The sequence below is a fragment of the Roseateles chitinivorans genome (assembly GCF_050632145.1).
Lineage (GTDB): Bacteria > Pseudomonadota > Gammaproteobacteria > Burkholderiales > Burkholderiaceae_C > Roseateles > Roseateles chitinivorans_B.
In genome coordinates this window covers 2704112-2726730 of the sequence record NZ_CP192577.1, presented here as the reverse complement: position 1 = coordinate 2726730, position 22619 = coordinate 2704112, and the positions used below count along the sequence as shown (strand labels likewise).

Here is a 22619-nt window from a genome sequence, read left to right as displayed (position 1 = left end):
GGTCGCCATCAGTCGCCGCCAGGCCCTGGACGGGCGACGCGCACACGAAGGCCGCACGACCTGCGCGCCGCGCTCAACGGGCAGGCTGACGGTAGACCAGCACCTTCAGCGCCCGCTCGTCCGACACATCGGCGAAGGCCTCGGGGTTGGCGACGCGCTCGACGAACTCGAGCCCGGGCGCCTCCGCGGCGATCGTCTCGCGCAGGAAACCGGGGCCGAGCTTGGGCGTGTTCAGGCACACGAGCGCTTGGCCGCCGGGCGCCAGCAGCTCGGGCAGCTTGCGGGCGAGCCGCGCATAGTCCTTGGTCGCGACGAAGCTGCCCTTCTGGAAGCTCGGCGGATCCAGCACGACGAGGTCGTAGGGCGCGCCGCGCCGGATCTTTCCCCACGAGTTGAAGATGTCGTGCGCATGGAACGCGGCGCGATCCTGCACGCCGTTGAGCTGGTGGTTGCGCCGGCCGGTCGAGAGCGGGCCGCGCGCCATGTCGTAGTTCTCCACGGCGCCGGCGCCCGCATGCCGTGCGACGACCGAGAACGCGCAGGTGTAGGCGAAGAGGTTGAGCACCGAGCCGCCCGGATGCGCCTGCGCCCAGCGTCGCACCCAGCGGCGGCCTTCGGCCATGTCGAGGAAGAAGCCGTGGTTCTGGCCGTGCGGCAGGTTGACGTGGAAACGCACGCCGTCTTCCTCGACGACATGCTCGTCGGGCAGCGCGCCGGCCATCAGGCGGTTGGTGGGCCGGTTCTCGTCGCGGTGCTGGAAGAGCCAGTTCAGCGGTTCGCCCGGCGCGATCTCGGCCCAGCGCGCGGTGAGCGCATCGCCGATGCGGGCGAGCTCCTCGTCCGTGACCGGCGCGAAGCTGGTCAGCAGGAAGACCGGCGGATAAGCGTCCAGCGCCCACTGCTCGCAGCCGGGAAAGCGGCCTCCGCGACCGTGGAAGACGCGGCAGGCGTCGGTGGGCCGCTGGAGCGTGGCGATGGCGTCGAGGAGCGCTTGCATGGAGGGACTCGGAGAAGGGGCGCCAGTGTAGACAGGCGGGCAGACTTTGATCGGCCAGCATCATTTCGCTATTTTCGAGTTGATGGTGACCGCGATAGGATGCTCCTTATGAGCACCTCGAAGCCTTCCGCCTCCGTCCGCCCGTCTCGAAGTCGCAGGGCGAAGCCGCCGCCGGCTCCACTGGCGGAGCTCGAGAAGCCGCGACGCAGATCGAAGCCGATGCGCCTCGCGCCGGGCGCGAGCAACAGCGCGCCGGAATCGGTCAGCGCCGCCATCCAGCGAGCGCTTGCGATCTGCGCGCATCTGAGCGCGGACGAGCCCTATCCGGCGCCGGAAGCATTGGCTGACGTGCATCGCACCTTGGAACAGGCGCTGATCGACCTGGAAGTGCTGGCAAGTTCGGTGATGCGGGTGAGGGACCAGACCTTTGGAGATCGACGGGTGAAAGTGGAGTATCTGGCGGACCCCACGCAGCCGGGATCGGTGCTGCTTCGATTGGTACCGGCCACGGCGCCCGCCAAGGCAGAGCCCGCGTCGGATCTGATCCGGACGTCGGAAGCGGCCCAGTTGCTGGGCTTGAGCCGGCCTCACGTAGCGATGTTGTGCGATCGCGGCCTCTTGGGTGCAGTCGCAGTCACCCAAGGCGGGCAACGGCGAGTCTCGCGGGATCGAGTGCTGGTGTACCGCGACGAGCATCTGCGTCGACGTGCGCATCTTGACGAGATGAACGAGTTGGTCGCCCCTCTCATGGAGGCGGAACTGGCGGACGCCGTGGCGGCTCTTGAACGCGACGGATGGCTCGTGGGCGACTCCGAGGTTACCAAGAGCGCTGCCCCGTCGCCGTCGAGCAACAGGCCGGCCCGCAAGGAGGACAGGCCCGCCCGCAAGCCTGCGGGCAACGTTTCCAAGAGCAAATCGACCAAGAGGGCCCGCCCTGGATGAAGCCTCTTCAGAAGTGCCCCACACCCACCCTGGAAGCGCTGGTCGATTCGGCTGCTCTTGCCGTGTTCCTGGATGCCAACGTGCTGATCCCCCAGTACCTGCGCGCAGTCTTTCTGGACTTGGCTGAAGCTCAGCTCTTCCTGCCGTTCTGGTCTCAGACAGAACGAAAGAACGCCAGGTCCTGACAGCGCCCGGCTCACATGCCCTGCAAGACACATGCAGCCGTGAGCACGCAACGACAGCGACACCCGTTGACGAAGCTTTACCGTCGGGTCATCGACGGCAGCACAGAGCGCGGCGATGCTCGGGGCTCCACTTCAGCGGAGTTCCCATGAAAGCAGTCCTGACCGCCATGGCCGGCGCCGTGGTCGCCACCCTGGCCCTCACCGCCCTGCCCGCGCAGGCTCAGAACGGCAAGGCCGCCCAGAAGCTCGAGGACCGGTTCGCCGCCGCGGACAAGGACCACGACGGCAAGCTCACCAAGGCCGAAGCCGAGGCCGGCATGCCCCGTCTGGCCAAGCACTTCGACGAGGTCGACACGCAGAAGACCGGCGCAGTCACGCTCGACCAGGTCAAGCAGTACGCCGCGGCCCAGATGAAGGACCGCAAGAAGTAAGCCCGCCGTCGCCCTCGGCGACTGGCCTCGACCGGCCTCGACCGGCTCCCCCGCGGCGCCCCGCCCTCACCGGCGTGGGCGCCGCGCCACATCCGCGCCGCTCTTTGCATCGCGCACCTCGGTCATTGCGCCTCGGCCAATCGGCGGGGCCGCCGGTGTCCCGCCTCGTTCTGGTGCCTCCGACGGCTCCTCGATCACACATCGGGGATGACCGACCGACTTCGACAGGTCGGGCCGCCACACATCCCCGTCATCGACCGCCGGGATGCCTGGTCCGGAGCATCCAGGCCCAGGGAAGTCAATCCTCTTTCGAAGCCTTTCCGTACCCCCTGTCGCCGCGCGGGGAACCGCCCAAGAATCCGGTCCGTTGTCGCACGCGCGGCGTCAGGAACGAGCAGGCATCACATGTTTCGGGCAGCGGTCTTGGAGTCTCGGCAGGCCTCATGGATGGGGAGCATCCGCGTCGCGCAGCGACCGGAATTCGCGCTCGTCGCGTCGATCGCGACCGTGCTGGCCATCGCGTTGATCGGCTTCGCGCTGATCGGGCAGGTCTCGCGCAAGGCGCGTGTGCCGGGGCTGCTGATGCCGGTCGGCGGGCTGTTGCAGGTGGCCGCGCCGCTGGCCGGACAGGTCGAGGAGCTGCTGGTCGACGAGGGCGACCTGGTGCGACGCGGACAGGCCCTGGTGCGCGTGCGCAGCGAGCGCCTGGTCGACGGCGGCGACATGACGGCGCTCAACCTGCGCGCGATCGAGGCCCGGCGCGAGAGCCTCGAGACCGAGCGGCGGCTGCAGCGCCGGCAGGCGGACGAACACCGCGAGACCCTCGTCGCGCGCCTGCGCAGCCTGCGCGCAGAAACAGTGCAGGCGACCGAGGAGCTGGGCATGGTCCGCCAGCGCGTCGAACTCGCACAGCGCAGCCTGAAGCGTTATGCGGCGCTGGCGGCGAGCGGCTATGTGTCCGAGATCCAGACCCAGCAGAAGGACGAGGAGCTGCTGGACCTTCGCGCGCGGGAGCGCGGCGCGCAGCGCGCCATCGAGACACTGACGCGCGAATCGCAGTCGCTGGCATCGGAACTCGCCTCGATTCCGACGGGATTGGCGACCTCGCTGACACAGCTCGATCGCGTCGCCGCGCAACTCACGCAGGAGCGCGCCGAGCTGCAGGCCCGCGCCGGCGTTGCCGTCACCGCACCGCGCGACGGGCGCGTCAGCGCCCTGCCCTTCCGCAACGGACAGGCGGTCCAGGCCGGCCAGACGCTGGTCACGCTGGTGCCGACGCCCGGCATGTCGCCCCCGGCACTGCGGCGTCCGACGCCGCGGCATCCGGCACTTCGGCCCCGGGCATGACACCGGGCATGACACCGGGTAGGACACCGGGCATGGCGCCCGGTGCGGCACCAGGCCCTGCGCCGAGACTCCTTGCCCAGCTCTACGCGCCGAGCCGCACGGTGGGCTTCGTGCAGCCGGGCCAGCCGGTGTGGCTGCGCTACGCGGCCTATCCGTACCAGAAGTTCGGCATGGCCCGGGGCCAGGTCGCCCAGGTGAGTCCGACGCCCATCGCGCCGCAGGACCTGCCGGCCGGGCAGGCGCAGGCACTCGTCAGCGCGGCGCAGGCCAACGAGCCGCTGTACCGGATCGACGTGCGGCTGGACCGTGACGACATCGCCGCCTACGGCCAGGCGGTGCCGCTGCGCGCCGGCATGGCGCTGGACGCCGACGTGACCCTGGAGCGCCGACGCATCTGGGAGTGGCTGCTGGAGCCCCTGCTCGCGACGGCGGGACGGGTCCGGCCATGACCGTGCGTCCGACCCTCGTCCTGCAGTCCGAGATCGCCGAATGCGGCCTTGCCTGCCTGGCCATGATCGCCACGGCGCACGGGACTGCCGTGACCTTGCCCGAACTGCGCGGCCGCTTCCCCGCCGCGCTGAAGGGCATGGCGCTGCGCGACGTGCTCGAGGTCGCCGCCGGCCTGGGCTTCTCCGGCCGGCCGCTGAAGCTCGACCTGTCGCTGCTGGGCAAGTTGTCGCTGCCTTGCATCCTGCACTGGGACATGAACCACTTCGTCGTGCTGACGAAGGTGCGCGGCCAGGTCGTCACCGTGCTCGATCCCGCCGTCGGCGCGCGTCGGTTGACGCTGGCCGAGGTCTCCGCGCACTTCACCGGCGTCGCGGTCGAATTCACCCCGAACGCCGCCTTCCGGCCCGTCGCGCCCGCGCCGCGCGTGTCGCTGGGCGCGCTCACCGGCAAGGTGCTCGGGCTGCGCCGCTCGCTGACGCAGGTCCTGCTGGTCGCGCTGGTGCTGGAGCTCTTCGCGATCGTCGCGCCGCTGTGCAACCAGCTCATCGTCGACGACGTGCTCAGCTCCGGCGACCGCGACCTGCTGAAGGTGCTCGTGACCGGCTTCGGCCTGCTGCTCGTCACGCAGACGGCGCTGGGCCTGGCGCGCTCGTGGATGCTGATCCTGCTGTCGCAGACCTTGTCGCTGCAGTGGCGCGGCAACACCTTCGCCCACCTGATGCGCCTGCCGGTCGGCTTCTTCGAGCGGCGGCACCTCGGCGACATCACCTCGCGCTTCGGCGCCGTCGAGGCGATCCAGAAGACGCTGACCACCTCCGCGGTCGAGGCGATGCTCGACGGCCTGATGGCCGTGGCGGCGCTGGTCATGATGGCGCTCTACGCCTGGCCGCTGGCGCTCGTCGTGCTGGGCGCCGTCGCGGTGTACGGGCTGCTGCGCTGGGCCGCGTACCGGCCGCTGAAGGAGGCGTCCGCGGAGCGGCTCGTCGTCGCCGCGCGCGAGAACACGCACTTCCTCGAGACGCTTCGCGCGATGACGCCGCTGAAGCTGTTCGGCCGCGAGCAGGAGCGCGGCGCGCAATGGCAGAACCTGATCGTCGAGGTCCAGAACCGCGACATCCGCACCGCCAGACTGGCGATGGCGATGAGCACGGCCAACGCCTTCGTCTTCGGCGTGGAGAACCTGGCGGTGCTGTACCTCGGCGCCGGCCTGATCCTGGACGGGCAGCAGGCCGGCAGCGTGACGATGACGGTGGGCATGCTGTTCGCGTTCCTCAGCTACCGGACGCAGTTCACCGGGCGGGTGTCGGCGCTGATCGACTTCGCGGTCGAGTTCCGCATGCTCGGCCTGCACGCCGAGCGGCTGGCCGACATCGCGCTGGCGCCGCCGGAGCCCGACGAGGCGGCCGCCAACGACCTCGCGCACCTGGACGCGAGTCTGGAACTGCGCGACGTCAGCTTCCGCTATGGCGAGCGCGAGCCGTGGATCCTGCGCCATGTGACGCTGACGGTGCCGGCGGGCCAGAGCGTCGCGATCACCGGGCCCAGCGGCGCGGGCAAGACGACGCTGCTGAAGGTGCTGCTGGGCCTGCTGGAGCCGGTCGAGGGCGAGGTGCGCTACGGCGGCATCCCGCTGCGCCAGCTGGGCCTGAAGAACGTGCGCGGCCGCATCGGCACGGTGATGCAGGAGGACGTGCTGCTGAGCGGCTCGCTGGCGGACAACATCGCATTCTTCGACGCCAGGCAGGACCTGGCGCGGGTGCGGGCCTGCGCGGTGCTGGCGCAGATCGATGAGGACATCCGCGCGATGCCGATGGGGTACCAGACGCTGGTCGGCGATCTGGGCGGCGGGCTGTCGGGCGGCCAGAAGCAGCGGGTGCTGCTGGCGCGCGCGCTGTACCGCGAGCCGAAGATCCTGGCGCTGGACGAGGCGACGAGCCACCTGGACGTCGAGCGTGAGCGCGCGGTGGCGGCGCACCTCGCCGACCTGCCGCTGACGCGGCTGATCATCGCGCACCGGCCGGACACGATCGCCGGGGCGGAACGCGTGGTGGTACTCGAGCGCGGTGCGCTTCGCGAGGCCTCGCCTCTCCCCTTCCGGTGGCCCCCATCGACGCCCTCTCGCGGGGAGTTTCATTGCCAGCCCCTCGACCTAGAGTTGATCCACATCGACGGCGGAACGGCCTTCCACCGGTCCCGTCGATGGGTGTTCATCCGCGGCATGGGGCTGCGGACGAACGGGTCCTCATGACTGACATGACACGAAAGGCAGATGATGTTCGAAGAGCTGACGACGCAGGAGATCGCGCTGGTGAGCGGCGGCGATCACTGGGCGGGCACGCCGGAGGGCCGTGCGCCCTGCCAGGTCTCGTACGAGTTCCTGATGGGATGGTGAGCGGTTCGCCGAGGCACTGATCGTGACCCGGTGGCCGGGACGTCTGCGAGAGGCTTGCAGACGTCCAAGAGAAAAGGGCCGGCGCGAGACATCGCGTCGGCCCGTTGCGGTGATCGGTCCGATCACCGCGCGTTCAGCAGAGGATCCGCGGCGGGTCCTCGCAGGACCGGCGCAGGATCAGCGCTGGATCACTTGTTCTCGATCGGCTTGCTGACGTCGCGTTCGAACCACTTGGTGGAGATCTTGGCGTAGGTGCCGTCGGCCTGGAGGTCGGCGAGCGCCTTGTCGATGGCGGCCTGGAACTTGGGGCTGCCCTTGCGGAACGGGATCGCGTTGGTGGCGGGCTTGCCGATGGCGGCGCCGGCCTTGACGGGCAGCTTGGTCTTGTCCTTGAGGTAGGGGATCAGCAGGCTGTCGTTGAGGGCGGCATCGATGCGGCCGGTGGCGAGGTCCTGCAGGTACTCGGTGGCGCCGGGATAGGTGCGGACTTCGGCGCCCTCCCAGGACTTGGCGAGCTCGGCGAAGTTGGAGCCTTGTCCGACGCCGACCTTCTTGCCCTTGAGGTCCGCGGCGGTGTTGAGCGCGCGGGTCTCGTTGGCGCGGATGATCAGCTGCGGATACGAGGTGACGTAGGGGGCGCTGAAGTCGAAGGTCTTGCGGCGCTCGTCGGTGGCGGCGACCTGGTTGACGATGACGTCGTACTTGCCCGCCTGCAGGCCGGCGAGGATGCCGCTCCATTCGGTGGTCGTGAACTCGGGCTTGACGCCGAGCTTGGCGGCGAGGGCCTTGGCGATGTCGACGTCGAAGCCGTCGAGCTGGCCCTTGGCGTCCTTGAAGTTGAACGGCGGGTAGGTGCCCTCGACGGCGACGCGCAGCGTGCCGCGGGACTTCACGTCGTCGAGCAGGTCGGCGGCGTGGGCCGCGAGCGAAGCGCCGGCGAGCAGCGCGGCTGCGATCAGGGAAGTGCGGAGTGCTTTCATGGGGCCCCTCGTTGTTCGTAGGAAGGGCCGATGTTGCCACCAGTCGCCCCCGTCAACGGGCATATGGATATGCCGCGCAAGACATGAGGGACAGGCTGAAGCCGGTTGTCGTGAGCGTCATCCACAGTCCAGCTGATGCGGCCCGCTGTGCGCCTCGATACCGTCGGGCTCCCATTCTTTTGAGAGCATCTCATGGCGATTGCAGCAAATTCCCCTGTAACGTTTCAATTCGCCCGCCAGGGCGGGGCAGACATCCAATGCCAGGTTCAGGTCTGGCATAAGAAGGACAAATATTCGCCCGCCGACCGTCCGATCAAGCTCATCAACTTCACGAACCCGCTCGTTGTGCACGAAGCTGAATCGTTGCAGCTTCCCAAAGGACCGTACGTATGTGTGTTGATCGGAATCGCCCGCGAGGCGTTGAATGGCATCTACAACGCACAGTTGGACATTGAGGGGGTCAAGGCCTTCCAAAAGAACGGCGATGCCAACAGCTCTTCAAAGCCAAATGACATTGTCAATCTCCGTGCGGACATCGAGATGGTGGTCTCATGAGGCACGCTTCAAGCCTTATCCTGGTACTCACGACGTCATGTGCTACAGGCGCAGTCTTCGCACAAGGAACTGCGACATCGACGGAAATCACGGACATCAAAGAGCTCTTGACTGACACTGCGGCCGGGCAGGTGTCTGCGGGGAAAGTGCTGGGCATTGGCGGAGACGCCGTCATCGCGGTTGAGAACGCACGCACATTGGTGGCTGCCATTAAATCGGTCAGCAACAATGGCGGGCAGGCGGGTGTTTCATTTACACCGGCTCGAAGCGCTTTGCTTCCGATGAGTCTGTCGACTTACGCCAAAAACGATGCCTTTGGCTACTTGGCAAGGGCTTGGGGCAACACCACCTTCTCCTATGCACAAGGCAGTTCGAAGGTCAGCAATGTCGATATGTCTCGTCGGGCCGTTTCCATCGAGAGCAGCCTTATTCTGGACCGAGACTTTGACCCACTCATTGCGGTCCATAAGTCCTGCACTTGGAGCCCACCGATCACTGCGCCGGGTCAGATTGGAGACACCGCGGCAGCGAACACGGCCTACACCAACTGCATCGTGGCCAAGGAAGCCGAGTTGGCAAAGAAATGGAATCTATCGCGCCTATCCCTTTCTGTCGCAACTGGAAAGGTTCGAGCGGATGAAGGTCGCTCCACGAGCCTAGGGACAGCATTCGCCGGCAGCTTGATATACGGCTTCGATCATCTGGGATCGAAGATGCTAGAAGAGGGTGCCGCGATTTCAGTGACCTGGAAGCACACGAGGAATGAGCCCGTTCTCACCGAATTGGCCAAGGGATCCGTTGTCAAGACGAATACGACGCTGATTGCCGCTCGCATCAGCGGCGGGACGTCGAAGGTCCGAGGCCTGATAGAAGCGAGCGATGTGCGAGGCACTCAGAAAGCGGTGCCTTCGCAGACCGTTTTCAAACATGCAGTCGGCATCGACGTTCGATTGAGCGAGGGCACATGGCTCGCGTTACGTGCTGGGAAACAACGCAAGAAGAACGGAGACGGTGTCGAGTCTGCGTCGCTACTAGACTTTTCGTTCAGTCCCAAGAGCAACATCCTTTGATGCCCATCGCTGATCCTGTATGACGGATCTGCGGCAGTTCTAGAAGCTGTGCCGCATCCCCATCGCGACCACGGTGGGCTTCTCGCCGATGCCGACGCCCAGCGGGTTGATCGCGAAGTCGTAGGCGGCGCGGGCCTGGTTGTCGATGCGCGAGACGTAGGCGTAGAAGCCGGTGCGCTTGGACAGCGTGTAGTCCGCGCCGAGGGTCCACTGCCGCGAGCCGGTGTCGTCGCCGGCGGACACGAAGCCGACGCGGGTGCCGGCGGGGCCCTTGCCCTCGCCCGCGTGGGTGAAGCTGGCGCGCAGGCTGGTGGCGCCGATCTGCCAGGTCGCGGCGACGAAGACGCTGTCGCGGGTCAAGGCGCCGAGCGGCGTCTCGTAGCGCAGGCGCTCGATGGCGGCGGCGAGTCGCCCCGGCCCGAACCGGTAGGCGGCGCCGAGCTTGGTGGCGGAGTCGGTGAGATGCGGGCCCTGGTAGTCGCGATGCTGCTCGTGGGCGAGCGCGAGGTTCCAGGGGCCGTCGTCCCAGGTGAGGGAGCCGGACAGCAGCTGCGGGCGCGCGCCGTTGGGACCGACCTCGCCGTCGTTGAAGGCGTAGCCGAAGCGGCCGCTGAGACCCGGCAGGCCGCTCCACGCGGGCGTCCAGTATTGGACGATGTTCTGCTGCCGTCGGTCGAAGGACGCGGTGTTGCCCAGGTGGTTGGTGGTGGGCGCGGAGCCGTTGGCCATCAGGGCCATGTAGCCGGCGGTGGTCGGGTACCAGGGATCGAGGGTGCTGGTGGCCAGCAGGTACGGCGTGCCCCAGTGGCCGGCGAACACCAGGCCGTAAGGCGTCTGCAGCCCGACGCGGGTGTCGCGGTTGGCCAGGGACGGGCCGACGCCGGAGTCGAGCGCGAGCGAGCCCTCGATCTGGAACAGCGCCTGCACGCCGTCGCCCAGGTCCTCGACGCCGCGGAAGCCGATGACGGAGCGGTTGTTGGACTCGCGGTTGACGGCGCGGTCGCGCGGCGAATGGCCGGCGTCGGCATGCTCGAGGGAGACGTTGAGGCGGCCGTAGACGGTGACCGTGGATTGGGCGTGGGCGGCGGACGCGATGAGCGCGAGGCCGCCGAGGACGAGCGAGGGGAAGGAGCGCGACTGCATCGGAGCGAGCGAGGTGGCGTCACACCGATGTTGGCTCGGCGGCGGCGTTGGCGATTCTCTCGTTCGGGGGAGTCGGCATGGCGCGTCGATCGGCGCGGCGATGCCAGCACTCGAAGGCGATCGCGAGCAGGACGAGCGCCAGGCCGATGGCGGGTCGCATCGGCGCGAACTCTTCGGGGCTCAGCAGCGGCGACACCATGAGGCTGCGGCCCTTCAGCAGGTCCAGCGTCACGGTCATCGCAAGATGAAGCACCGTCGTGCAGACCACCGACCGCGTGCGCAGGAAGACGAGGCCCAGCAACAGGGCCCCGGGAATGATGAGGACCACGTCCTTCTTCGCATGCATCGCCGTGAATATCACGGCCGCACCGACGAGGCCGGCCACCTCGCTGGAGAAGAGCCTGGCAATCAATGGCTGGAGCAGCGCCCGGTGAAACAGCTCCTCGAGGAAGGCGGAGATGGCCATCGTCGCCAATGTCGTTTCCCAGAGTTCCGGATGCACATTCGGATTGATCGGGTAGAACCCGTTCGTCAGGATTGCCGGGCAATCGACGAGCAACGCCGCCGCCAGGATCAACGCGGTCGCGCCGACAGCCAGTCCGAGGGTGGCACGCAGCCGAATCCGGAAGAGCGTGCGCAACGAATCCCCGCGCTTGAGGAGGGACAGCATCCAGAGCGCCGCGAGCATCTGAACGCAGATCAACGAGAGGCCCCACAGGGGAGGCACCCGTCGCGTCGGATCGGCGGCGACAGCATCCAGGACCGCGCGTCCGGTGATGCCCACCAGGACGCACACGGCGGCGGCAGAAAGCAGCAACAGCGTGAATTCGAGAAACCGCTTGGCGGCACGGCCCAGGAATTCGATGGGCGGATCAATATCTTGAATAGGGTCGATCGGGTTTGAAATCATCGCTCAAATCCTATTCAACCCGACAGACGCGGCAATGGGAGCTTCCCGATTACTTAAATCAGCGAGGACAATGACTTGAGTTAATAGATTCGACAGAAAACCATCGCAAACCCCATGAGGTTGATTAACTGGCGTGCGCCAAACAGGAATATCGGAAAACCTGCGGCGGATTTTTTCCAGCCACCCCTGACCCGTGGCCCCTTGGCGCCCTGTTTCATTCCGCGCGCCGCACGTCAACGCCTCCTTCACCAAGCCTTCAAGCATCGCGGGTAGCCTCCGTCGCCAAAGCCGGGCACACCGGCGCCGAAGAAAGCGATCGTGGTCATGCAGCGCGTCGAGGGGGTGAGCGTGGGTGGGGACCGGCAGGAGGCGGCAGGCGTGACCGTCGCCGCGCGGCGGACGGGCGTGCGCCGTCGTGCCGTGGTGCTGGCGCCGCTGCTCGCGCTGGGGGCGGAGGCCTCGGCCGCGCCGGTGGTGCCCATGACGCAGGTCGTGCCGCTCGCGCTGCCGGAGGGGATCAACATCGCGCGGATCAAGCCGGTGCTCGAGCTCATCGGCCGGAACGCGGAACTCGCGTGGGACTACCAGCTGGTGCCGGTGCCGCGCCTGCTGACGCTGGTGGAGAACGGCTGGACGCTGGGGTTCGGGGCCGGGCGGTCGTCGAGCCGCTCGTCGCGGCTGCTGTTCTCGGAGGACGTCTTCGTCAGCGGCGTGTGGCCGATCGCCAGGAGCGAGGTGGATCGCGAGCTGCGCGCGGTGGAGGACCTCAAGGACCTGCGGGTGTGCCTGGTGCGGGGCCTCGATTACGGACGCACGCTGGAAGAGGCCAAGGGGTCACTCTTTGCCGCGGAGTACGTGTCCGGGGATTTCCGGACGAGGATCCGGCAGCTCATGGCCGGCCGCTGCGACGTGCTGCTGGCGAATCACTTCAATGCGGATGTGCGGGTGCTGAGGCAGCGCATCACGGACTCGGGCGGCAACCTGGAGCGGCTGAAGGTCGGCCCCGCGCCGCTGGGCAACCTGGCCGAGCGCTTCGTGACGGCGCGGGGCAGCAGCCTGGCGGCGCTGGTGCCGGTGCTGGACCAGGCGGTGCGGAACAACCGCCGCGAGATCGGGCAGCTGCTGGGCGCGGAGGACTGAGCGTGCCGCCCGCCGCGGCGCTCAGCGGGCGGTGTTGATGCGGGCGCGCTCCACCGCGTCCATCACGGTCTTCTCGATCTTCGCCTGATCGGCATTGAACTTGTCGTTCATGGCTTGGCTGCGGGCCACCACCGCCTGGATCTCCTCGACCTTCGCGTTGTATTGCTTCAGGACCGCCTCGTCGCTGAACACCAGCTGAACCTGGGCGCCCTTCTTCAGCTGGACGCTCTTCCGGTGGGTGTCGAGCAGCGTCAGGAGTTCGACCGCATGGCGATGGAAGTCGGTCCGCCAAGCTGCCAGGTCCATGTAGTAGTCGTACTGCCGCGTGACCTGCTCGTTGAAGCGGTTGCCCGCCGTCGCCGAGTCGTAGGGGGCCTTCTTCATCTCGGCCAGGACCTTGCGTTCGCCCTGCTCGATCACGGTGGTCATCTGGTCCTCGAACTCGCTGTTCCAGGTCGACGCCGCCCGCAGCTTCGCCATGGAACGCGCGCGGCTGGCCGCGTTGGTCGACTGTTCGGGATGGAGCATGCCGTCGACGTCGAGCGCGTCCCACTTGGCCTCGTAGGCATCGAGGACCCGCTTGATCTCGCGGCGGAAGCCGATCTGCGACAGCAGCAGCGGCTCGTACGGGCCGATGTCGGCGGCCTTGATGGCGGCGTCGGTCGGGAACTTGCCGCGCTGGAGGACCTGCAGGAACGGGGTGGCCTTGACGATGGAGCGTTCGTACTCCCGGAGGTCGCGGGCGCGCTGGTCGCAGGCGCCGAGGCCGAGCGTGAGGACGATCAGGCCGGCGATCGCGGCCAGGCGTGCGTGATGCCGTACGTGAGACCGTGCGTGAGGCCGCCAAAGGGCGGAAATGGTGGTGGACATGGGCCCCTCCCTGGGGTGATGGGCGCGACTGCGGCGCTGTTGTTCTGAGTGCGGGCGGATTCTGGCCGACAACCGCGGCAGGCCGGCGGGCTTCAGGCGCCGAATGCGTACTCGATAACGCTTGGGGCGCGTTCTTGCGCCAGTCTGGTGCACCGGAGGTGACGCGGTCGCGATACTCGCCGTTCGTCTTCAGGGAGAGAGCCGACATGGCCAGAGAGAAGAAGGGGTCCTCGGGAGAGGGTTCGGTGAATCCGGTCGCATGGCCGGGCGCGGTGGTGTCCTTCCTTCGGCAGCTCGCGGGACGGACGCGGCGCGAGCAGTCCGCCCGAGGGGAGGCTGCCGCCGCGATCGAGGGCATGACCTGGCACCAGTTCGAGCTGCAACTCGGCGAGGCGTTCCGGCAGAAGGGCTTCACCGTGGTCGAGATCGGCGGCGGTGGCCCCGATGGCGGCGTCGACCTCGTGCTGCGCAAGCCGGCGAGGACGGGGAACGAGACCTTCCTCGTCCAGTGCCGGCACTGGAAGGCCCACAAGGTGGGGGTCAGCGCGGCGAGGGACCTCTACGGGGTGATGGCGGCGCGCAGCGCCGCGGGTGGAGTTCGTGGTGACGTCGGGTCGGTTCACCAGGGAAGCGATCTCGTTCGCGGAGGGCCGCAACATGCGGCTCATCGACGGGCCGAAGCTGGCGGCGCTGCTGGCCGCCTCGGCCGCGCCGCCGCTCGACTCGCAGCCCGCGTCGCAGCCGGCGCCGGCGGATGTCACGATGGTGGTCTGCCCGGCGTGTTCGCAGCCGATGGTGCTGCGCACGCTCAAGCGCGGGCCGACGGCGGGTCAGCAGCTCTATGCGTGCTCGACGTATCCGGTGTGCAAGGGAACGAGGCCGGCCTGACGCCCGACGCCTGACTCCCGGCGCCAGACGCTCAGGGTTGCAGCGCGCAGATGCCGGAGCTGCCGATCTCCGGGCGCGCAATGGGCTCCTCGCTGAGGTCGCACACCAGCCGCAGCGGCTTGCCGCCCAGTTCGCCGAGCTCGTCGTAGTTGTGCTTCGAGTGGTACCACCCTTGGTAGGTCTTGCCCTGCCAGACGAACTGAAGGCGCTGCTCGACGACCGGCTCGTGGGGGAGCAGGCTGCCGCTGAACGAGCGCCCCATGATGGCGGGGAACTGATAGCGCCCGTTGGCGTCGGTGCGGGTCACGTTCCTGGCCTTCTCGTCCGTCCAGTGCCAGGAGTAGTCCTGCAGGACCTCGACGCCTTGCACCGGTTTGCCCCCCATCAGGACGATGCCGTCGACGGCGGAGAACAGGTGGAAGGTTTTCGAGAAGGCCATGGCGTGTCCCTGCGTGAAGAGTCCGATGGTGAGCACGGCCCAGGCCGCGATGCGATGGAGAAGCGCGCGTCTCACGGCTGCACCGTGCAGATGCCGAAGCTGCGGATCTCCGGGCGGCCGACGGCCTCGTCCTTGAGGTCGCAGACCAGCCGAAGGGGCTTGCCCTTGAGCTCGCCCTGATCCTCGTAGTTGTCCTTGCCATGGGACCATCCGTCGATGACCTTGCCTTGATGGACGAACAGGATGCTCTGCTCGATGACCGGCTGGTGCGGCAGCAGGCTGCCGGTGATCGAGCGCCCGGTGACGACCGGGAAATGGAAGCGCCCCTGGGCGTCGGTACGGGTCACGGCGCTGCCCTTCTTCTCGCCCCAGTGCCAGGACCAGGTCTGCTGGACCTCGAGGCCTTCCACCGGTTTTCCCTCCATCAGGACGGTCCCCTCCACGGCGGAGAACAGGGTGAAGGTCTTGAAGAAGGCCATGGTGAGTCCGAGTGCGAAGAGTGCGAGGGTGAGCACGGCCAACCAGGCGGCGATGCGTTTCATGGGGGAGGTCCTCGTGGGGCGATGTCGTCAGGCGGCGGGAGGTGCCTCAGGCGAGGATGGACTTGCCTTCCGCCAGCAGATCGAAGGCCTGGTGCGGGTTGACGCGCACGTAGTCGGCCTTGTCTTCGTCTTCCTGTTCCTCGGGATCGAGGTCATCCCACTCTTCCGTTTCGAGCGCCTCGTCGACCAGGAGTTCGGTGAGATCGGCGTCCTCGTCGGCGTGGGTGGGGTCGCCGGCGACCATCACGTAGGACGACAGATGCTGGACCTTGGCGAACTGCGACTTGGTGTGGAGGTCGATCCAGGCGCCCGGGCCGGAATCCAGCAAGGTCGCCTGGAGGTCGCCGACGACCTCCGTGACGCTGCCCCGGGAGGTGCAGACGATGGCCTCCTTCGCGGTGAGGGCGCCCGCGCCAAGGAACGCGGCGCCGTCAGCCACGATGAAGTTGCGGCAACGCACGGCACCGAGGACGACCAGGTAGGTGTCGTCGACGGGCTGGCTCGAGGAAACGAGGACGTTGCCGTCGATGTCGAGGTCGCCGGTGATCAGCAGGGCTTGGGTGGCGGGACGCCAGGCGGGGGTGGACTCGGTGATCTGGTCGACGACGGTCCATTCCAGGTGGTCCATCGCGAACACGCTGCGGACGTGCTCGGCGAAGGTGGCCGGGCAGCGGGAGAGGACGTCGTTCAGCTGCGCGAGCGCCGCTTCAGGCAAACCGCCAGGGTTCGTAGGGGCGCGGTCGGCTTGGGTGATCGTCAACTTCGGGCTCCAGGACTGGGATGGGTGAGGGCCAGGTCTTGCGCAGGAGCGAAAGAGGCCAGCCGGCCAGTCTAGGGCGGGGGGAATGTTGAAAGTCACTTGCCTGCTTGCGGATCCCGGTGCGGGTCTAGCTGATCAATCGGCTTCAGCTACAGGGCTCGGCAGCTCTCGAGAGGACTACGACACGAGATGCAGCACCTCAGTGACTCCGTCCTTGCGGGCGTAGTAGCCAGTCAGTTCTTCTTCGCCGCGAAGTCCGAACACTCGATAGATCCGGAATTCATCGGGGTGTTTCACCGAGGCCCTCACCCTGTTGGCGGAGATGAAAAACGCTGCGGACTTGGGGCAGGCTGTTGCCTTCACCTCGGTGTGAGACTCGCTCGTCCACTTCAAATGATCGTATGTCGTAACCCGAACGGCTAACAACGAATGCAACGGCCTCGACTTGATCAGCAAGATCCCGCCGGCCCGCCTCGACGAGCTTCTCGCCGCGAACTCCAAGACTGCGGTTCCTCTCGTCTCGAAGAGCCATGCCCAGTTCGTCTGATGTCTGCTTGAGCGGAGAGCTCGCGACACCTTCGCTAAGCGCCTCGGAGGCGCCACGTCCAGCAGCTTGCTTGGCGTAATCGGAAGATTTGAATGCATCGTCACCGGCATCAGCCGCGGCGGCGAGAACAGCGGCCCCATCGGCCTCAGGTCGGAACCCGAAAAGCTCCCAGCGCATTACGCGCCAGACGAACTCGCATGGGTTCTGCTTCTCGAGGTCGTGCTCGATGTACTCGAGGAGGCCGAGATAGGCGTTTTCGCTTTGCCGTACCGAGCGAATGAATAAGTGAAAGTTGCTCTCTGCCCGGGGTCGTGAGCACTCAGGCGTTGGATCGATAGCATGTCCAGGCGTTGTTGGTCCTCGGACTTCCTGCGCAAGTAGCCATCCCGTCGTCGTAGCGGCCTCCCCTAGGGTCAGCAACAGAACAAAACTGCCGCAGCCCCTAGGCGCTTGGACGATTCCGCTTTGCCAAGGTCCGCCAAGCTTCCCCCATTGCAGCTGTCTAAAAAATCAGCCGAATTGCGAAGCGGTCATACACCCGAAAGCGGTAGAGGCGCCCGCCACGCCCGGCATTGGCATTGCGCACACAGTTCCTCAAATTTGCAGGTCTTCATCATTCTCTGACAGCTGCAGCCCGAACTACGCACAGCGAAGGCACTCTAGCCAATGCATCCCCGCAGCCTAGCGGCCAAGAGTTGAGAGCCGCGCCCCGGCCACGCCCCCCACAGAGGGTGTAGCGCACTCGCACTCACCGTGACGCTGCCTCGCGCACCGGCCTTAAGATCTCTCGATCCCGCTCCTCATCGACGAATAAGCGACTGCGTAGTTCAACCGTCGCAGTGGCCCGCAGGATGCCGATCGAAGTCCACGTTCGGGACCAACCCGATCTTCGCAACCGCGTCGTCACCGTCCCTCATGGGCCATTGAAGAACGCCAAGCCATAGAACTCAAGCCCGAAATGTCATCTCGCCGCAAGAAGAAGTCCGCAGATCAAGGGCAACGTCAGCTCGGTCAATACATGACCCCGGCCCCGATCGCAAAGTTCATGGCTTCGCGCCTCCTCGAGACCGCTCTGCCAGAAAACTTTCGCGTACTAGAACCAGCGGCCGGTTCTGGAAACCTTGTGGAGGCCGTTTTTAGGCACATCACGACGATTCCAAAGAAGCCAAAGCTGGTTTCATTCGTACTATATGAGGTGGACCAGCAAATGGTCGAACGTCTGCGCGCGTTGGCTCGCACGCTGCGCACTCAGGCCAAATCGCACGGTTTCAAAGTCAGCTTTTCCATTCGGCATCAGGATTTTCTTTTGAATCGCCCCTCTGAGCGATTTGACGCAATCATCTCAAATCCCCCGTATTTTAAAGTTCGCAAGGATGACCTTCGCGCCAAGACACTTCCTGCGGTCATTCACGGACAACCGAATATTTATGGTCTATTTATGGCGGCCTGCGCCGATCATCTTGATCGTGGCGGCTTCTATTGCTTTCTAACGCCACGCAGCTGGACCAGCGGAAGTTATTTCTCTCGTCTTCGCGAATACCTTCTCTGCCGTATAAAAATTCATGCGGTTCATGTATTCCACGATAGAGAAGCCGCGTTCAAAGCCGACAAGATTCAGCAAGAAACAATGATTACGTGGGCGAGCATCCAAGCACCCCAGCAAGACGAGGTCATGATCAGCTCCAGCCTTGGAACAGCCGATCTTCAAACTGGGGTCGGAAAACTAGTGCCGACTGCTTCGGTATTTAGCGATCTAGAGAATGGCGCGGTCATAATTCCGCACCGAAACTCTCAAGTGGGCGTGGAGCTATTGCCAAATACCTTTGAATCCATTGGATTGCGTGCATCCACGGGCAGGGTTGTCCCATTTCGCGCCAAGAATTGGGTAGCCACGGACCAGGAAAGTGACACCTACCCTCTGCTATGGATGTCACACGTCAGACGAAACAGTATCAAGTGGCCGCTAGGACATAAAGCCGAGTACTTCAAAGACTCAACGGAGTCAGCGAAGCTATTTACCCAGAACGGCAACCTCGTGCTTGTTCGACGTTTCAGTCCAAGAGACTCGACAAAATGGATAATTGCAGCCCCATTTATTTCAGATTCTCTTGGCCCCAAGGTAGCCATCGAAAACCACCTTAATGTGATTGCAGGCGCAAATTCCCCTCTTTCCAAATGGGAAGCAATTGGACTCGCACTTTACATTAATTCGGATGCAGTCGCTTCCTATCTGGATGACCGCCTAGGCCACACGCAAATCAATGCCGGCGACCTCAACAGACTTCCCGTACCAACCCGCGCTCAGTTGTCGAAGATGGGAAGGGAATATAAAGCGGCGGCAAGCGACGAGTGCTTGAATCAGCGTATGACCGAGCTCTTCTTCACGCCTGAATGACGCCCCAGTAGCCATGACAAAAGAACTCCTTGGAAGTCACCCGTTCGAGGTTGCCGCACGACTACCGCTTCAATTGGGGCGGGATAGCATTGCAAGCTCGACCGCCGCCATTACTGAGCTCATAAAGAACTCATACGACGCCAACGCGGAAAATGTTCGGATAACTTTTCAGAACAAATCTGCACCCGTGGCTCGCCTTCAGATTGAGGACGATGGCGACGGAATGGACGAGGAAACACTCGTTCGGGAATGGCTAAAGATTGGAACGGAGAACAAGTCGGTCATCGAAAGATCCGAACGAAAATCGCGCGTATTTACCGGCGCAAAAGGGCTGGGGCGCTTAGGTATAGATCGGTTATGCAAGCGTGCCATCATCCAAACAAAGACGGCGGAGATGGATTATGTTTTGGAATTGCACATCAATTGGCGGGGATACTCAAAGCGAGACGCCACACTTTCGGGTGTAAAGCACCGATTATTCAGGACTCCCTTCCTCCCTGAGACGAAGTACAGCGACTTCTTCCAATCCAAATCAAAAGGCACTCGGTTGCTTCTGGTTGGACTAAAGGAAGACTGGAGTGAAGAAAAGTTTAGCAGTCTACGAAATGAACTGTCACTTCTAATCTCTCCATTTGACTCCCTTGGCGATTTTAGTATTGAAATGCGCACGGGGGCGGTGTCGGTGGACGGTGTAATAACATCGGAGAAGATATTAGACGCGGCGAACTGGACAATTGAGGCCAAAATCGGCGCGGACAACAGTGTTTCTACAACGTACATTCATCAGCCGAGTGGAGATAAGTATCAAAGTTCAGCACAAGATTGGAAGACCTGGATGCCGAACCGGGCCAGCATTCCGCGATGCGGTCCGCTCTCACTGAAAATATATTACGTACCTCAGCCCGACAAAACTGTAGCGAAGGAACTATCCAGAAAATCCTGGAGCACCTTCATGAACTTACAGCATGGCATTCGCATTTATCGCGACCGATTTCGAGTCAGGCCATATGGCGAGCCATCGGGCCGAGGGGACTGGCTGGATTTGGGCATTCGAAAGGCAAGTAGCCCAGGCGGCATACGTCAAGGCGGGTGGAGGGTCGGCCCTAAGCAGGTAGTTGGAGCAATTTTTATTAGCAGAATCGAGAATCCGACGCTTCAAGACCAAGCCAATCGCGAAGCGATGGTTGAAAGCGATGCGTTCTTCGATCTCCGCGCTTTTGTGGTTAAGGTGATTTCAGACTTTGAAGTCTTGGCGACTGAACAGGCTCGCAGCGCCACTTCAGATACACCCGTTGAGGAAGTAACCCGTCAGCTCGAAGAATCAATCTCAAAAAGCCAATCAGCAGTTGATGATTTGACTGCGGCTTTTGAAGGAGAAATTGTTCCTACGCAGTCGGAGGTCAACCTCAAAATTTTGGAGGTCAACCGACTTGTTGAAGAAACAAAGCAGGCTTCAGAACGCTACAAGGAAGCTTATGAATCTCAACGGGTTGAACTAGAGCGAGAGAAGGACACTCTGGCCAATCTTGCTTCGCTAGGCATATTGACAGTATGCTTTGGCCATGAAGCGCGCGAATATTGCAATCTAGCAGCAACGGCAGCCATCGAGCTCAAAGAAAGTTTTCAGGCTGGGAAGTTTATGATTCTTCCTGAGGTCGAAGCCGACCTTACGGAGGACATCGAAACCATCATTGCCAGCACACATTTCATTAACAACTTCGCAGCATTTTCGCTTTCCAGCGTTAGCAAAGGAAAGAGAATAAAAGGCGACGTTGATATTTCCTCCGTCATTAGGAAAGTGACGTCAGCGCTACGCGAATCACTTGACCGACAAAAAATTGCGGTGGATTTATCTAAGGTTCAAGAAAGCGTAGTTCTCAGTCGAGTGTACGAGATTGACTGGGAAAGCATATTTGTCAACATGCTGTCAAACTCAATATGGGCAATGGCAAAAACGCCTGCGGCACAGCGTCGAATTGAGATTGAGATTCAAAGCACGGGCTCTTTTGCGGAAGTTCGCTTCCGTGATAGCGGCTGCGGTCTAGAAGAGGGTACTGAAGACTTTATCTTCAATCCCATGTACTCCACCCGCCGCGATGAGCGAGGGAATGTAGTGGGAACTGGCATGGGATTATCAATCGTCAAGATGTTCGTAAATGAGCACACAACCGGTTCAGTTCGCGCGGTGGCGAAAGGTCCGATCGGCGGTGCAGAATTCATCATTCGTATCGAACAATAAAATGAAGCCCGTACTTCTCTATATTGATGAAGAGCCAATCGCGCTAAGGACATATCGACGTCGGCTGCAGTTATGTGTCGGTAGCGAGGTAGATGTTGTCACTCTCCCCCGGCTGCAAACATAGATGCAATGATGGGCGAGATAGGTAAAATTGCGCAGCTGGCTTCGATAGTTATTGACCAGCGACTAATGGCAGCTGGGACAGCTGATTATCTAGGCACCCAACTCGCCGAACGCCTGCGGCTTCAGGACAAGCAGATTCCGCTGTATATCCTTACGAACCACGCAGAGGACATCGATACTTTTACGGGGACCGTCGAGTATGTCCTGAGCAAAGGCGATCTAGCTACGACGGAGAAGATTGCCGCCATCGGTGCGCGAATAAAGCGACATATGGACATCTATTCACATATCCAAGGCGACCGCGAAGAGCGCTTCGAACTTTTATTGCGAAAGCGTTTCGACACAAGCCTTAACTCCGATGAGGAAGATGAGTTTCAACGATTGAAATTCTCTCGCGATAGGGAGGACCTGACAGTTGAGACTCCAGCAAAAGATAGGCTTCTTGCAAAGCTCGATGATGCTGAACTCCAACTAAAAAAGATTGAAGAATCTTTAAAGTTTCGCCCATGACTCATTTTCCCGCGCTCGCACGTCGCCTGAACTACAAAACCAAGAGCGATGGAAATCATTACGCCAATTACTCTGTCTATTACGATGAGATCGCTGAAGACTGCCAGAATCGTTGCGTGTATTGTGACGCAATGCTGGAAGAGATTGGCGGCGAGGGGATGAATCTTGATCATTTTAAGCCGCAGAAGCATTTTCTGAGTCTAGCAAATGATCCGAGTAATCTTGTGCTAGCGTGCTTTCGATGCAATCGCTTAAAGTCAGATTGGTGGCCCGAAAAGGACGGCACCTGCAATAACGGCCAACATGGGTTTATTGACCCATTCAGTCCGGACAAGGACACTTATTTTCTCGTCGAAGAGAATGGCGAGATAACGCCCAAAAAAGTGCCTTATGGCTATATGGTAGAGCTGATGAATCTCAACCGTATATCGCGAGTTGCAATTAGAAGAAGGAGAACGTTGCAACTTCATGCCGATCAGCTAATCGAGCAAATTCTTCTAGAACTCGATAATCTGGCAAATCTTCCAGTGGAGCAGATTCGTCAACGCGCGGATGTTCTGTCGGCCGCATTAAAGCAAGTGCGGCTAATTATGACTGGAAAATAAACACCCTTATGGTAGGCCGTACAGGACTTGAACCTGTGACCAAAGGATTATGAGTCCTCTGCTCTAACCAACTGAGCTAACGGCCCCCGGGGGTAATCGCATATACGAACCCTGGCGGGTTCGTTGGTTCCGGCGTTGCACCGGAGGGGCGGATTGTAA

The 22619-nt window shown here is 63.1% G+C and carries 25 protein-coding genes and 1 tRNA gene; 15 read left to right on the top strand and 11 right to left on the bottom strand.

The window, feature by feature from the left end; genetic code table 11:
• Window positions 1-73: 73 nt before the first annotated feature.
• On the bottom strand, window positions 74-997 hold the full coding sequence (locus ACQ86G_RS12580; RefSeq protein ID WP_431260861.1) for a class I SAM-dependent methyltransferase: 924 nt from the start codon (window positions 995-997) through the stop codon (window positions 74-76).
• A gap of 108 nt (window positions 998-1105) precedes the next feature.
• Between ACQ86G_RS12580 and ACQ86G_RS12575 the strand changes: the two genes are divergently transcribed.
• The 7 genes from ACQ86G_RS12575 to ACQ86G_RS12545 all read left to right on the top strand — a co-directional run bounded on the left by ACQ86G_RS12575 (window position 1106) and on the right by ACQ86G_RS12545 (window position 6744).
• Window positions 1106-1939: an excisionase family DNA-binding protein gene (locus ACQ86G_RS12575; protein WP_431260860.1), complete on the top strand. Its 834-nt coding sequence runs from the start codon at window positions 1106-1108 to the stop codon at window positions 1937-1939.
• Entirely contained in the window at window positions 1936-2124 is a 189-nt protein-coding gene (locus ACQ86G_RS12570; RefSeq protein WP_431260859.1) for a hypothetical protein, read from the top strand. Before ACQ86G_RS12575 ends, ACQ86G_RS12570 begins: the two co-directional genes overlap by 4 nt.
• Window positions 2125-2270: 146 nt before the next feature.
• Window positions 2271-2555, top strand: a complete 285-nt coding sequence (locus ACQ86G_RS12565; RefSeq protein WP_431260858.1) for an EF-hand domain-containing protein — start codon at window positions 2271-2273, stop codon at window positions 2553-2555.
• 447 nt (window positions 2556-3002) lie between these two features.
• Complete coding sequence (locus ACQ86G_RS12560) at window positions 3003-3902, top strand: HlyD family secretion protein (protein ID WP_431260857.1); 900 nt, start codon at window positions 3003-3005, stop codon at window positions 3900-3902.
• 32 nt (window positions 3903-3934) lie between these two features.
• Complete coding sequence (locus tag ACQ86G_RS12555; RefSeq protein WP_431260856.1) at window positions 3935-4351, top strand: secretion protein HlyD; 417 nt, start codon at window positions 3935-3937, stop codon at window positions 4349-4351.
• Window positions 4348-6600, top strand: coding sequence for a peptidase domain-containing ABC transporter (locus tag ACQ86G_RS12550; RefSeq protein WP_431260855.1), 2253 nt, complete (start codon window positions 4348-4350; stop codon window positions 6598-6600). The genes ACQ86G_RS12555 and ACQ86G_RS12550 overlap by 4 nt, the downstream gene beginning before the upstream one ends.
• Before the next feature lie 21 nt (window positions 6601-6621).
• Entirely contained in the window at window positions 6622-6744 is a 123-nt protein-coding gene (locus ACQ86G_RS12545) for a hypothetical protein (RefSeq protein WP_431260854.1), read from the top strand.
• Window positions 6745-6932: 188 nt separating this feature from the next.
• On the opposite strand, the gene ACQ86G_RS12540 is transcribed toward ACQ86G_RS12545, so the two are convergent.
• The gene (locus ACQ86G_RS12540; protein ID WP_431260853.1) at window positions 6933-7724 is read right to left on the bottom strand and encodes a transporter substrate-binding domain-containing protein; all 792 of its coding nucleotides are present in this window, start codon (window positions 7722-7724) and stop codon (window positions 6933-6935) included.
• Window positions 7725-7916: 192 nt separating this feature from the next.
• Here ACQ86G_RS12540 and ACQ86G_RS12535 point away from each other — a divergent pair, with 192 nt between their 5' ends.
• Together ACQ86G_RS12535 and ACQ86G_RS12530 are read left to right on the top strand one after the other, a co-directional pair.
• Window positions 7917-8279 (top strand): hypothetical protein, encoded by a 363-nt coding sequence (locus ACQ86G_RS12535; protein WP_431260852.1) that lies wholly within the window; start codon window positions 7917-7919, stop codon window positions 8277-8279.
• Window positions 8280-8386: 107 nt separating this feature from the next.
• Entirely contained in the window at window positions 8387-9349 is a 963-nt protein-coding gene (locus ACQ86G_RS12530; RefSeq protein ID WP_431260851.1) for a hypothetical protein, read from the top strand.
• A gap of 39 nt (window positions 9350-9388) precedes the next feature.
• On the opposite strand, the gene ACQ86G_RS12525 is transcribed toward ACQ86G_RS12530, so the two are convergent.
• The 3 genes from ACQ86G_RS12525 to ACQ86G_RS12515 are packed head-to-tail and all read right to left on the bottom strand — an operon-like array spanning window position 9389 to window position 11666.
• Window positions 9389-10492, bottom strand: a complete 1104-nt coding sequence (locus ACQ86G_RS12525; RefSeq protein ID WP_431260850.1) for a porin — start codon at window positions 10490-10492, stop codon at window positions 9389-9391.
• Window positions 10493-10511: 19 nt separating this feature from the next.
• Window positions 10512-11402 carry a CPBP family intramembrane glutamic endopeptidase gene (locus ACQ86G_RS12520; protein ID WP_431260849.1) on the bottom strand — a complete coding sequence of 297 codons (891 nt, stop codon included), beginning with the start codon at window positions 11400-11402 and terminating at the stop codon, window positions 10512-10514.
• Window positions 11403-11405: 3 nt separating this feature from the next.
• Window positions 11406-11666, bottom strand: a complete 261-nt coding sequence (locus ACQ86G_RS12515; protein ID WP_431260848.1) for a hypothetical protein — start codon at window positions 11664-11666, stop codon at window positions 11406-11408.
• A 60-nt stretch (window positions 11667-11726) separates the two neighbouring features.
• Here ACQ86G_RS12515 and ACQ86G_RS12510 point away from each other — a divergent pair, with 60 nt between their 5' ends.
• Entirely contained in the window at window positions 11727-12542 is an 816-nt protein-coding gene (locus ACQ86G_RS12510) for a hypothetical protein (protein ID WP_431260847.1), read from the top strand.
• 21 nt (window positions 12543-12563) lie between these two features.
• Here ACQ86G_RS12510 and ACQ86G_RS12505 read toward each other — a convergent pair whose 3' ends face one another.
• Entirely contained in the window at window positions 12564-13412 is an 849-nt protein-coding gene (locus ACQ86G_RS12505; protein WP_431260846.1) for a hypothetical protein, read from the bottom strand.
• A gap of 206 nt (window positions 13413-13618) precedes the next feature.
• Between ACQ86G_RS12505 and ACQ86G_RS12500 the strand changes: the two genes are divergently transcribed.
• A complete protein-coding gene (locus tag ACQ86G_RS12500; protein ID WP_431260845.1) occupies window positions 13619-14314 on the top strand; it encodes a restriction endonuclease in 696 nt (231 codons plus the stop codon).
• A 17-nt stretch (window positions 14315-14331) separates the two neighbouring features.
• Here the strand turns inward: ACQ86G_RS12500 and ACQ86G_RS12495 are convergent, their stop codons facing one another.
• The 4 genes from ACQ86G_RS12495 to ACQ86G_RS12480 all read right to left on the bottom strand — a co-directional run bounded on the left by ACQ86G_RS12495 (window position 14332) and on the right by ACQ86G_RS12480 (window position 16686).
• A complete protein-coding gene (locus ACQ86G_RS12495; protein WP_431260844.1) occupies window positions 14332-14739 on the bottom strand; it encodes a DUF6795 domain-containing protein in 408 nt (135 codons plus the stop codon).
• Between the two features lie 71 nt (window positions 14740-14810).
• Complete coding sequence (locus tag ACQ86G_RS12490; RefSeq protein WP_431260843.1) at window positions 14811-15281, bottom strand: DUF6795 domain-containing protein; 471 nt, start codon at window positions 15279-15281, stop codon at window positions 14811-14813.
• Between the two features lie 46 nt (window positions 15282-15327).
• Window positions 15328-16041, bottom strand: coding sequence for a hypothetical protein (locus tag ACQ86G_RS12485; protein WP_431260842.1), 714 nt, complete (start codon window positions 16039-16041; stop codon window positions 15328-15330).
• 177 nt (window positions 16042-16218) lie between these two features.
• Window positions 16219-16686: a protein NO VEIN domain-containing protein gene (locus tag ACQ86G_RS12480; RefSeq protein WP_431261393.1), complete on the bottom strand. Its 468-nt coding sequence runs from the start codon at window positions 16684-16686 to the stop codon at window positions 16219-16221.
• An 860-nt stretch (window positions 16687-17546) separates the two neighbouring features.
• Here ACQ86G_RS12480 and ACQ86G_RS12475 point away from each other — a divergent pair.
• From ACQ86G_RS12475 to ACQ86G_RS12460, 4 genes are all read left to right on the top strand, one after another.
• Window positions 17547-18983: an HsdM family class I SAM-dependent methyltransferase gene (locus ACQ86G_RS12475; RefSeq protein WP_431260841.1), complete on the top strand. Its 1437-nt coding sequence runs from the start codon at window positions 17547-17549 to the stop codon at window positions 18981-18983.
• 13 nt (window positions 18984-18996) lie between these two features.
• Complete coding sequence (locus tag ACQ86G_RS12470) at window positions 18997-21222, top strand: sensor histidine kinase (protein WP_431260840.1); 2226 nt, start codon at window positions 18997-18999, stop codon at window positions 21220-21222.
• 129 nt (window positions 21223-21351) lie between these two features.
• The gene (locus ACQ86G_RS12465; RefSeq protein ID WP_431260839.1) at window positions 21352-21855 is read left to right on the top strand and encodes a hypothetical protein; all 504 of its coding nucleotides are present in this window, start codon (window positions 21352-21354) and stop codon (window positions 21853-21855) included.
• Entirely contained in the window at window positions 21852-22460 is a 609-nt protein-coding gene (locus ACQ86G_RS12460; protein WP_431260838.1) for an HNH endonuclease, read from the top strand. The genes ACQ86G_RS12465 and ACQ86G_RS12460 overlap by 4 nt, the downstream gene beginning before the upstream one ends.
• A gap of 9 nt (window positions 22461-22469) precedes the next feature.
• On the opposite strand, the gene ACQ86G_RS12455 is transcribed toward ACQ86G_RS12460, so the two are convergent.
• A tRNA-Ile gene (locus tag ACQ86G_RS12455) sits at window positions 22470-22546 on the bottom strand.
• Window positions 22547-22619: the final 73 nt, after the last annotated feature.

Coding starts and splice junctions, on each gene's coding strand:
- ACQ86G_RS12505 (WP_431260846.1), bottom strand. CDS start 13,412: ATGTCCACCACCATTTCCGCCCTTTGGCGGCCTCACGCACGGTCTCAC.
- ACQ86G_RS12550 (WP_431260855.1), top strand. CDS start 4,348: ATGACCGTGCGTCCGACCCTCGTCCTGCAGTCCGAGATCGCCGAATGC.
- ACQ86G_RS12560 (WP_431260857.1), top strand. CDS start 3,003: ATGGGGAGCATCCGCGTCGCGCAGCGACCGGAATTCGCGCTCGTCGCG.
- ACQ86G_RS12525 (WP_431260850.1), bottom strand. CDS start 10,492: ATGCAGTCGCGCTCCTTCCCCTCGCTCGTCCTCGGCGGCCTCGCGCTC.
- ACQ86G_RS12470 (WP_431260840.1), top strand. CDS start 18,997: ATGACAAAAGAACTCCTTGGAAGTCACCCGTTCGAGGTTGCCGCACGA.
- ACQ86G_RS12480 (WP_431261393.1), bottom strand. CDS start 16,686: ATGCATTCAAATCTTCCGATTACGCCAAGCAAGCTGCTGGACGTGGCG.
- ACQ86G_RS12495 (WP_431260844.1), bottom strand. CDS start 14,739: ATGGCCTTCTCGAAAACCTTCCACCTGTTCTCCGCCGTCGACGGCATC.
- ACQ86G_RS12510 (WP_431260847.1), top strand. CDS start 11,727: ATGCAGCGCGTCGAGGGGGTGAGCGTGGGTGGGGACCGGCAGGAGGCG.
- ACQ86G_RS12475 (WP_431260841.1), top strand. CDS start 17,547: ATGTCATCTCGCCGCAAGAAGAAGTCCGCAGATCAAGGGCAACGTCAG.
- ACQ86G_RS12535 (WP_431260852.1), top strand. CDS start 7,917: ATGGCGATTGCAGCAAATTCCCCTGTAACGTTTCAATTCGCCCGCCAG.
- ACQ86G_RS12570 (WP_431260859.1), top strand. CDS start 1,936: ATGAAGCCTCTTCAGAAGTGCCCCACACCCACCCTGGAAGCGCTGGTC.
- ACQ86G_RS12460 (WP_431260838.1), top strand. CDS start 21,852: ATGACTCATTTTCCCGCGCTCGCACGTCGCCTGAACTACAAAACCAAG.
- ACQ86G_RS12515 (WP_431260848.1), bottom strand. CDS start 11,666: ATGCTTGAAGGCTTGGTGAAGGAGGCGTTGACGTGCGGCGCGCGGAAT.
- ACQ86G_RS12465 (WP_431260839.1), top strand. CDS start 21,352: ATGATGGGCGAGATAGGTAAAATTGCGCAGCTGGCTTCGATAGTTATT.
- ACQ86G_RS12540 (WP_431260853.1), bottom strand. CDS start 7,724: ATGAAAGCACTCCGCACTTCCCTGATCGCAGCCGCGCTGCTCGCCGGC.
- ACQ86G_RS12490 (WP_431260843.1), bottom strand. CDS start 15,281: ATGAAACGCATCGCCGCCTGGTTGGCCGTGCTCACCCTCGCACTCTTC.
- ACQ86G_RS12580 (WP_431260861.1), bottom strand. CDS start 997: ATGCAAGCGCTCCTCGACGCCATCGCCACGCTCCAGCGGCCCACCGAC.
- ACQ86G_RS12545 (WP_431260854.1), top strand. CDS start 6,622: ATGATGTTCGAAGAGCTGACGACGCAGGAGATCGCGCTGGTGAGCGGC.
- ACQ86G_RS12500 (WP_431260845.1), top strand. CDS start 13,619: ATGGCCAGAGAGAAGAAGGGGTCCTCGGGAGAGGGTTCGGTGAATCCG.
- ACQ86G_RS12565 (WP_431260858.1), top strand. CDS start 2,271: ATGAAAGCAGTCCTGACCGCCATGGCCGGCGCCGTGGTCGCCACCCTG.
- ACQ86G_RS12555 (WP_431260856.1), top strand. CDS start 3,935: ATGGCGCCCGGTGCGGCACCAGGCCCTGCGCCGAGACTCCTTGCCCAG.
- ACQ86G_RS12520 (WP_431260849.1), bottom strand. CDS start 11,402: ATGATTTCAAACCCGATCGACCCTATTCAAGATATTGATCCGCCCATC.
- ACQ86G_RS12575 (WP_431260860.1), top strand. CDS start 1,106: ATGAGCACCTCGAAGCCTTCCGCCTCCGTCCGCCCGTCTCGAAGTCGC.